The organism is Mesorhizobium sp. M0018 (assembly GCF_040323955.1).
Taxonomy (GTDB): domain Bacteria; phylum Pseudomonadota; class Alphaproteobacteria; order Rhizobiales; family Rhizobiaceae; genus Mesorhizobium.
This window is the reverse complement of sequence record NZ_JAMYVL010000058.1, coordinates 1-8647: the sequence shown is the minus strand read 5'-3', so window position 1 is coordinate 8647 and position 8647 is coordinate 1. Positions and strand designations below refer to the sequence as shown.

The 8647-nt window shown below is 64.0% G+C and carries 7 protein-coding genes; all 7 read left to right on the top strand.

Annotated elements, in window-relative coordinates; genetic code table 11:
• Positions 1-114 precede the first annotated feature (114 nt).
• The 7 genes from NKJ81_RS32110 to NKJ81_RS32080 all read left to right on the top strand — a co-directional run bounded on the left by NKJ81_RS32110 (position 115) and on the right by NKJ81_RS32080 (position 8491).
• Positions 115-1392: a lytic murein transglycosylase gene (locus NKJ81_RS32110; RefSeq protein ID WP_352542929.1), complete on the top strand. Its 1278-nt coding sequence runs from the start codon at positions 115-117 to the stop codon at positions 1390-1392.
• Between the two features lie 201 nt (positions 1393-1593).
• Positions 1594-3237: an ABC transporter substrate-binding protein gene (locus NKJ81_RS32105; RefSeq protein ID WP_352470047.1), complete on the top strand. Its 1644-nt coding sequence runs from the start codon at positions 1594-1596 to the stop codon at positions 3235-3237.
• Between the two features lie 31 nt (positions 3238-3268).
• The gene (locus NKJ81_RS32100) at positions 3269-4336 is read left to right on the top strand and encodes an ABC transporter permease (RefSeq protein ID WP_352448583.1); all 1068 of its coding nucleotides are present in this window, start codon (positions 3269-3271) and stop codon (positions 4334-4336) included.
• Positions 4337-4349: 13 nt separating this feature from the next.
• Complete coding sequence (gene nikC, locus NKJ81_RS32095; RefSeq protein WP_352448584.1) at positions 4350-5270, top strand: nickel transporter permease; 921 nt, start codon at positions 4350-4352, stop codon at positions 5268-5270.
• 10 nt (positions 5271-5280) lie between these two features.
• The gene (locus tag NKJ81_RS32090) at positions 5281-6114 is read left to right on the top strand and encodes an ABC transporter ATP-binding protein (protein ID WP_352542928.1); all 834 of its coding nucleotides are present in this window, start codon (positions 5281-5283) and stop codon (positions 6112-6114) included.
• Positions 6111-6860, top strand: coding sequence for an ABC transporter ATP-binding protein (locus NKJ81_RS32085; RefSeq protein WP_352542927.1), 750 nt, complete (start codon positions 6111-6113; stop codon positions 6858-6860). The genes NKJ81_RS32090 and NKJ81_RS32085 overlap by 4 nt, the downstream gene beginning before the upstream one ends.
• A 353-nt stretch (positions 6861-7213) precedes the next feature.
• Positions 7214-8491 (top strand): 4-aminobutyrate--2-oxoglutarate transaminase, encoded by a 1278-nt coding sequence (locus NKJ81_RS32080; RefSeq protein ID WP_352542926.1) that lies wholly within the window; start codon positions 7214-7216, stop codon positions 8489-8491.
• The last annotated feature ends 156 nt before the right edge of the window (positions 8492-8647 follow it).

Below are 8647 nucleotides of genomic sequence, written 5' to 3'. Positions count from 1 at the left end.
CGTGTCCTCGAATGGCATCCCGAACCTCCCGGCGCAAAGCGCGCCAAACTGTTCGCGATGTCCTCGCACACCTGTTCGCGATGTCTCCGGTCCAAACACCCCCAAGTGGGGGAGATGTCCGGCAGGACAAAGGGGGGCGCGACAGAACGCCGAGCTCGCACACTAGCCTGCCTCTCGTTTCTAGCAGCCCTACTTGGGTTGATCCTCGCCACTCCCGCCTCCGCCGCAAAAATCGACGGCCAGTTCCACGCGTGGCTCAGCAACGACCTCTGGCCCGAAGCCAAGGCCAAAGGCATCTCTAGGAAAACCTTCGATGCCGCTTTCGACGGCGTAAAGCCGAACCTCAGGCTGCCCGACCTGGTGAAGCCGGGCGAGAAGGCGACGACGCCGCAGAAGCAGCATCAGGCCGAATTCGGTTCGCCGGGCGCCTATTTCGCTGAAAAGATAGTCCGAGCGGTGACCGCCGGCGGCCGCACCCGCGAGGCGACCAACACTAGGACGCTTGCCGCGATCGAGAAACGCTACGGCGTGCCTGGCGAAGTGCTGCTGGCGATCTGGGGCCGCGAGAGCGGCTTCGGCGCGGCGAAGATGCCTTATGACGCCTTCGAGGTGCTGGGCACCAAGGCGTTCATGTCGACCAAGAAGGAATTCTTCCGCACCGAGCTCTTGGCTGCGCTCGAGATCGTCGAGCGCGGGCTTGCCCCGGTCGGCGCGATGAAATCGTCTTGGGCAGGCGCGCTTGGCCAGCCGCAGTTCATGCCGACATCGTTCCTCAAGCATGCCGTCGATTTCGACGGCGACGGCCGCACCGACATCTGGAATTCGACGCCCGATATACTGGCCTCGATCGCCAATTATCTCGTCCATTATGGCTGGGTCAGGGGCCGCGGCTGGGGCTTCGAGGTGACTGTGCCGGACAGCGTCCCGTGCTCGCTCGAAGGTCCGGACCAGGGCAAGAAGATTTCCCAATGGGCTGATATGGGCATCAGGCGTGTGTCGGGTAAACCGTTCCCGGCGAGCGAACTGAAAGCCGAGGGCTTTCTTTTGATGCCGGCCGGGCGTAGCGGCCCGGCCTTCATCGTCACCCCCAATTTCTATGTGCTGAAGCAGTATAACACCAGCGATCTCTATGCCCTGTTCATCGGCCATGGCGCCGATCGCATCGCCCATGGCGACAGCAATTTCTCGGGCAATTGGGGCGCGGTCGGCGGGCTCTACCGCTCCGACATCGCCGCCCTGCAGCGGGCGCTGGAAGCCAGGGGCTACGATGTCGGCAGCGCCGACGGCCTGCCTGGCTTCAAGACGCGCCGCTCGATCGGCAAATGGCAGGCCAGCAACGGCCGTTCCGCTACCTGCTTTCCCGACGCCGACCTGGTTACCGCGCTGAAATAGCCGGATTTTCGCACCGCCGGTCTGGCCCAATCGACCGTTCTGCAAATGCTCGTTGCCGCGCTCGAAACCGCCGGATATGGTGAACCGGAACCGCACAAAAAATTGCCAAGACAACGGTCCGGGGATCACCGTTCGACGCGGCAAGAAATGCCACAACTCTGAGCCGGGAACTCAGGTCAACAAAAACAGGGAACAGTTAAAATGATGATGGAAAAGTTTGCTCTACGCTCCCGCTTCTTGCTCGCGGGCGCGGCCATGTCCGCGCTGCTTCTGGCCGGTGCGCCTGCCTTCGCGGTCACGCCCGCCGACACGCTGGTCGAGGGTTTCGCCATCGACGACATCATCACCATGGATCCGGGCGAAGCATTCGAATTGTCGACCGCCGAAATCACCGGCAACACCTACGATCTTCTGGTACGCCTCGACCTCAGCGACACATCCAAGGTCAAAGGCGATCTCGCCGAAAGCTGGAGCGTCTCCGACGACGGCCTGACCTACACGTTCAAGCTCAAGCCCGGCCTCAAATTCGCGTCCGGCAATCCGATCACGGCGGCCGACGTCGCCTATTCGTTCGAGCGCGCCATCAAGCTCGACAAGAGCCCGGCCTTTATTATCGGCCAGTTCGGTATCGATGGCGGCAACGTCACCGAGAAGGCCAAGGCCGTTGATGACACGACGTTCCAGTTCACCGTCGACAAGGCCTATGCGCCGAGCTTCGTCTTGAACTGCCTGTCGGCGACGGTCGCTTCGGTCGTTGACGCCAAGCTGGTCAAGGAGCATGTCGCCGCGGTCACGCCGAGTGCCGACTACAAATGGGACAATGATTTCGGCAATGCCTGGCTGAAGACCGGCTATGCCGGCTCCGGTGCCTTCAAAATGCGCGAATGGCGCGCCAACGAGGCCGTCGTGCTTGAGCGCAACGACAATTACTACGGCGAGAAGGCCAAGCTTGCCCGCGTCATCTATCGCAACATGAAGGAAAGTTCGGGCCAGCGCCTGGCGCTGGAGGCCGGCGACATCGACGTTGCCCGCAATCTCGAGCCGAACGACCTCGATGCGATTGCCAAGAATGCCGACCTCACCACCACCAGCGCGCCGAAGGGCACGGTCTATTACATCAGCCTCAACCAGAAGAACGCCAATCTGGCCAAGCCCGAGGTTCGCCAGGCCTTCAAATACCTGGTCGACTACGACGCCTTGAGCTCGACCATCCTCAAGGGCATCGGCGAGATCCATCAGACCTTCCTGCCGAAAGGCGTGCTTGGCGAGCTGGACGAGAATCCGTTCAAGCTCGACGTCGCCAAGGCCAAGGAACTGCTCGCCAAGGCCGGCCTCGCCGACGGCTTCAGCGTCACCATGGACGTGCGCACCGGGCAGCCGACGACGGGCATGGCGGAATCGATCCAGCAGACGCTGGGACAGGCCGGCATCAAGCTGGAGATCATCCCCGGCGACGGCAAGCAGACGCTGACCAAATACCGCGCCCGCAACCACGACATCTATATCGGCCAGTGGGGCCAGGACTATTTCGACCCGAACTCCAATGCCCAGACCTTTGCCAGCAACCCGGACAATTCGGATGAAGGCAAGACCAAGACGCTGGCCTGGCGCAACGCCTGGGACATCCCGGACCTGACCAAGCAAACCGAAGCCGCCCTGCTCGAGAAGGACGCGGCCAAGCGCGCCGCAATGTACCAGGATCTCGAGAAGAAGATCCTCGATACCAGCCCCTTCGTCATCATCCACCAGCAGCTGGAAGTGGCCGGCCTGCGCAAGAACCTCAAGGGTTTTGCGCTCGGCCCGAGCTTCGACACCAACTTCGTCGGCCCCGTCTCGAAGGAGTGACGCCGGGGAGTGATGCCGGCGGACGCGCCGTATGAGCGTAGTTGAAAGCGAAGTGACGGCAGGGCGCGGCGGCGCCCGCGCCGTTGCCGTGGCCTCATCGATCGCCCGGTTCCTGGTCATCGCGATAACGACCTATCTCGGTCTGCTCGCGGTGACCTTCTTCATCGGCCGCGTGATCCCGATCGACCCGGTGCTGGCGGTGCTCGGCGACCGGGCGCCGGCCAACGTCGTCGAGCGAACGCGCCGCGAGATGGGACTCGACCTGCCGCTGGTCGAGCAGTTCTACATCTATGTCAAACATGCCCTGAACGGTGATTTCGGCACCTCGGTGCTGACCACCAATCCGGTGATGACCGATATCCGCCGCGCCTTTCCGGCGACGCTCGAACTGGCGACGTTGGGAACATTGATCGGTTCGGTGATCGGCGTGCCGCTTGGCGTGCTGGCCGCCGTGCGGCGCGGCAGCGTCATCGACCAGATCGTGCGCATCATCGGCCTTGTCGGCTATTCCGTGCCGATCTTCTGGCTGGGGCTGCTGGCGCTGGTGCTGTTCTACGCCAAGCTGCAATGGGTCGCCTTTCCCGGCCGGCTCGACGTCGTCTACGAATACACCTTCACGCCGATTACCGGCTTTTACCTGCTGGATGCACTCTGGCAGCGGCAGTGGGACGTATTTGCCGATGCCTTCCGCCACATCATCCTGCCGGCCTCGCTGCTCGGCTATTTCTCGCTCGCCTACATCAGCCGCATGACGCGCTCGTTCATGCTGAACGAACTCACCCAGGAATACATCGTCGCAGCGCGCGCCAAGGGCCTGTCGGAAACGCGCATCATCTGGGGTCACGCGCTGCGCAACGCCGCGGTGCCGATGGTCACGGTGATCGCTCTGTCCTATGCCGGGCTGCTCGAAGGCTCGGTGCTGACCGAGACAGTGTTTTCGTGGCCGGGCATCGGCCTCTACATCACCAACTCGCTGCAGAACGCCGACATGAATGCCGTGCTTGGCGGCACGATCATCATCGGCTCTGTCTTCATCGCCATCAATCTATTCTCCGACCTGCTCTACCGGCTGCTCGATCCAAGGACCAAGGCAGGATGAGGACCAAGGCAGGATGAGCACAGAAGCGATTCAAACCCGCCGCGACTGGCTGCTCAGCGAGCGGCCGGCGTCGCGCGTGCAGGCGAGGCTCGGCCGCGCCTATGTGGCGTGGCGGCGCTTTTCCGCCAACCGGCTGGCGTTTGCCGGCCTGCTCATCATCGTCGCCCTGCTGGTGGTCGCGGCATTCGCCGATGTGCTGGCGCCCTATTCGCCGACATTCGGCGACCTCAAGGGCTCGCGGCTCCTGGCGCCGAGTGCGGCGCACTGGTTCGGCACCGACGATCTCGGCCGCGATATCTATTCGCGCATCATCTTCGGCTCGCGCTGGACACTCTACGTCGTCATTCTGGTTGCCATCATCGCCGCGCCCATCGGCTTGCTGGTCGGCACCGTCGCCGGTTACGCCGGCGGCTGGACCGATGCGATCCTGATGCGCATCACCGACATCTTTCTCGCCTTTCCGAAGCTGATCCTGGCGCTGGCCTTTGTCGCCGCGCTCGGCCCCGGCATCGAAAATGCCGTGCTTGCCATCGCCATCACCTCGTGGCCGCCCTATGCCCGCATCGCCCGCGCCGAAACGCTGACGGTGCGCAATTCCGATTACATCAAGGCGGTGCAATTGATGGGCGCCTCGCCGTTTCGCATCGTGCTTCGCCACATCATGCCGCTCTGCATCTCCTCGCTGATCATCAGGGTGACGCTCGACATGGCCGGCATCATTCTGACCGCGGCCGGCCTCGGCTTCCTCGGCCTCGGCGCGCAGCCGCCGCTGCCCGAATGGGGCGCGATGATCGCGTCGGGCCGCCGCTTCGTGCTCGATCAGTGGTGGGTGGCGGGCGCGCCGGGCTTTGCCATCCTCATCGTCAGCCTCGGCTTCAACCTGCTCGGCGACGGCCTGCGCGACGCGCTCGATCCCCGAAGCGGTGACCAATGAGTGGCGACCAATGAGCACGCTTCTCGAAGTCGACGACCTGCGCGTTACCTTCCCGACGCGCACCGGCCTGATCGAGGCGGTGCGCGGCGTTTCCTTCTCGCTCGGCCGCGAGCGGCTCGGCATCGTCGGCGAGAGCGGTTCGGGCAAGTCGCAGACCGGCCGCGCCATCATGGGCGTCACCCCGCCGCAGGCCGAGGTGACCGCGACGACGCTCGCTTTTGACGGCATCGACCTGCTGGCCGCCTCGCCGCGCGAGCGCCGCGCGCTGCGCGGCAAGCGTATCGCCATGATCCTGCAGGATCCGAAATATTCGCTCGACCCGGTGATGAGCATCGGCCGCCAGATCGTCGAGACGCTGCGCACGCATGAGAAGGTCTCCAAGGCCGAAGCCCGCGACCGCGCGCTGGCCATGCTGGAGGCTGTGCAGATCCGCGATCCGGCCCGTGTCTTCGACCTGCATCCGCATGAGGTTTCCGGCGGCATGGGCCAGCGCGCCATGATCGCCATGATGCTGATCGCCGGGCCGGAAATGATGATCGCCGACGAGCCGACCTCGGCACTCGACGTCACTGTCCAGCTCGACGTGCTCGGCATCCTCGACCGGCTGGTCAGCGAGCGCGGCATGGGGCTGATCTTCATCTCGCACGATCTGCGCCTGGTCTCGTCCTTCTGCGATCGTGTCATCGTCATGTATGCCGGCAAGGTGGTCGAACAGCTCAAAGCCTCGGAGCTCGGCCGCGCCCAGCATCCCTATACGCGCGGCCTGCTCAACTGCATGCCCAAGATCGGCGCCGACCGTCACCCGCTGCCGGTGCTCGACCGCAAGCCGGAGTGGGCAGCATGACGGCAGCCCTTTCCGTCGACAGGCTGGAGGTGGTCTTCGACCGCTTCCGCGCGTTGAAAGGCGTCAGCCTCGAGGTCGAATCCGGTGAATCCTTCGGCCTGGTCGGCGAGTCCGGCTCCGGCAAGTCGACGTTGCTCAGGGCAATCGCCGGCCTGGCGCCGGCCGCATCAGGCACCATCGCGGTCAACGGCAAAACGCTCGGCGCGCGTCGCGACAAGGCGTTTTACCGCGAGGTGCAGATGGTCTTCCAGGACCCATACGGTTCGCTGCACCCGCGCCAGACCGTCGACCGCCTGCTGCAGGAGCCGCTCGCCATTCACGGCTTCGCCGACGGCGAAAAGCGCATCCAGCGGGCACTCGACGAGGTCGGCCTCGGCACCGGGTTCCGTTTTCGCTATTCGCATCAATTGTCCGGCGGTCAGCGCCAGCGCGTGGCGATCGCCCGCGCCCTGATTCTGGAACCGTCGATCCTGCTGCTCGACGAGCCGACCTCGGCGCTCGACGCTTCGGTGCAGGCGGAGGTGCTGAACCTGCTGGAAGAGATCAGGCGCCGCCGCAAGCTGACCTTCCTGATGGTCAGCCACGACCTAGCCATCATCACCCACATGTGCGAACGGCTGATGGTGATGCAGAACGGCGAGGCGATGGAGAATCTGACCGCGGACGATCTTGTCGAACGCCGTGTCACCAAGGATTATACGCGCAATTTGCTGAGGGCCAGCGAGGGATTTGTGCGGACGGCGTGAGTAGGCTTGCTTTCAATTCCCCGCGTCGTGTTCTTTCGCGCCCCCTCTGGCCTGCCGGCCATCTCCCCCACGGGTGGGGAGATTGGCCGTCACCACTGATTTCGCCAATCGCCAACGTTATAGAAGGAACGCTGCCGACGAAGCTGCCAATCTTCCTCCTTGTGGGGGAGATGTCCGGCAGGACAGAGGGGGGCGCGAAGGAACGGGACTTGGCAACTTTGTGTCAGGTCGCCCGCCGGACCGCAGGCCCAATCGCCCGCCGCCAGTGCCAACTTGAGGAAAACCTGAAATAAGCCCAGAAGAGTCTCAACAGCCATCAAACGAGAGCGGGCGCCGGCCCGGTGAGGGATACGATGACAAATTCAGCCATTTCCGAACGCAAGAGCCAGTCGATTTCGCGCGGCGTCGGCATGACCACTCAGATCTATGCCGATCGCGCCGAAAACTCGGAGATCTGGGATGTGGAAGGCCGCCGCTACATCGACTTCTCGTCCGGCATCGCCGTCGTCAACACCGGCCACCGTCACCCCAGGGTGATCGAAGCGGTCAAGGCGCAGCTCGACCGCTTCACCCACACCTGCTATCAGGTCGTGCCCTATGAGAGCTATATCAGGCTGGCCGAACGGCTGAACGGCATGCTGCCCGGCAAGTTCGACAAGAAGACGATCTTCGTCACCACCGGCGCCGAGGCGGTCGAGAACGCGATCAAGATTGCCCGCAACGCCACCGGCCGGCCGGCCGTCATCGCTTTTTCCGGCGGCTTTCACGGCCGCACCTTCATGGGCATGGCGCTGACCGGCAAGGTCGTGCCCTACAAGGTCGGCTTCGGCGCCATGCCGGCCGATGTCTTCCATGCACCGTTCCCGGTGGCGCTGCACGGTGTCTCGGTCGCCGATTCGCTGGCGGCGCTCGACCGGCTGTTCAAGGCCGATGTCGATCCGGCCCGCGTCGCCGCGATCATCGTCGAGCCGGTGCAGGGCGAGGGTGGCTTCTACGAGGCGCCGCGCGACTTCATGACCGCATTGCGCAAGATCTGCGACCAGCACGGCATGCTGCTGATCGCCGACGAGGTGCAGACCGGCTTTGCCCGCACTGGCAAGATGTTCGCCATGGACCACCATGAGGTGGCAGCCGACATCACCACCATGGCCAAGAGCCTGGCCGGCGGCTTCCCCTTGGCGGCGGTCACCGGGCGTGCCGAGATCATGGATGCACCAAACCCCGGCGGACTCGGCGGCACCTATGGCGGCAGCCCGATCGGCGTCGCCGCGGCGCATGCCGTGCTCGACGTCATCGACGAGGAGAAGCTCTGCGACCGGGCCAACACGCTGGGCAACCGGCTGAAGCAGCGCCTGCAAGCGATCCGCGACGAAGTCCCGGAAATCGTCGATATCAGAGGCCCCGGCTTCATGAACGCGGTCGAGTTCAACGATGTGACGAAGGGCCTGCCGTCGCCGGAACTCGCCAATGCGGTCCGGCTGAAGGCGCTCGACAAGGGCCTGATCCTGCTGACCTGCGGCGTCTACGGCAACGTCATCCGCTTCCTCGCGCCGATCACCATCCAGGACGGCGTCATGAACGAGGCGCTCGACATCCTGGAAAGTTCGATGCGCGAAGCCCGCGCCGCCTGAGCGGCGAGGATATCGCCTAGATTCAACTGCGGCGAAGGCCGAGATAGGTGGTGGATAGTGTTGAAGAAGTCGGCGATGAAGCCGTGGATCCACTCGCACCGAAGCGTCTTGATTAAGGTCGACGCGACCTCCTCGCCTTAAGTGGCTCGGACGTTT

What these genes read in the sequence shown, in the direction of transcription:
- NKJ81_RS32080 (WP_352542926.1), top strand. Translation starts at nt 7,214, where the DNA reads ATGACAAATTCAGCCATTTCCGAACGCAAGAGCCAGTCGATTTCGCGC.
- NKJ81_RS32105 (WP_352470047.1), top strand. Translation starts at nt 1,594, where the DNA reads ATGATGATGGAAAAGTTTGCTCTACGCTCCCGCTTCTTGCTCGCGGGC.
- NKJ81_RS32100 (WP_352448583.1), top strand. Translation starts at nt 3,269, where the DNA reads ATGAGCGTAGTTGAAAGCGAAGTGACGGCAGGGCGCGGCGGCGCCCGC.
- NKJ81_RS32090 (WP_352542928.1), top strand. Translation starts at nt 5,281, where the DNA reads ATGAGCACGCTTCTCGAAGTCGACGACCTGCGCGTTACCTTCCCGACG.
- NKJ81_RS32085 (WP_352542927.1), top strand. Translation starts at nt 6,111, where the DNA reads ATGACGGCAGCCCTTTCCGTCGACAGGCTGGAGGTGGTCTTCGACCGC.
- nikC (WP_352448584.1), top strand. Translation starts at nt 4,350, where the DNA reads ATGAGCACAGAAGCGATTCAAACCCGCCGCGACTGGCTGCTCAGCGAG.
- NKJ81_RS32110 (WP_352542929.1), top strand. Translation starts at nt 115, where the DNA reads ATGTCCGGCAGGACAAAGGGGGGCGCGACAGAACGCCGAGCTCGCACA.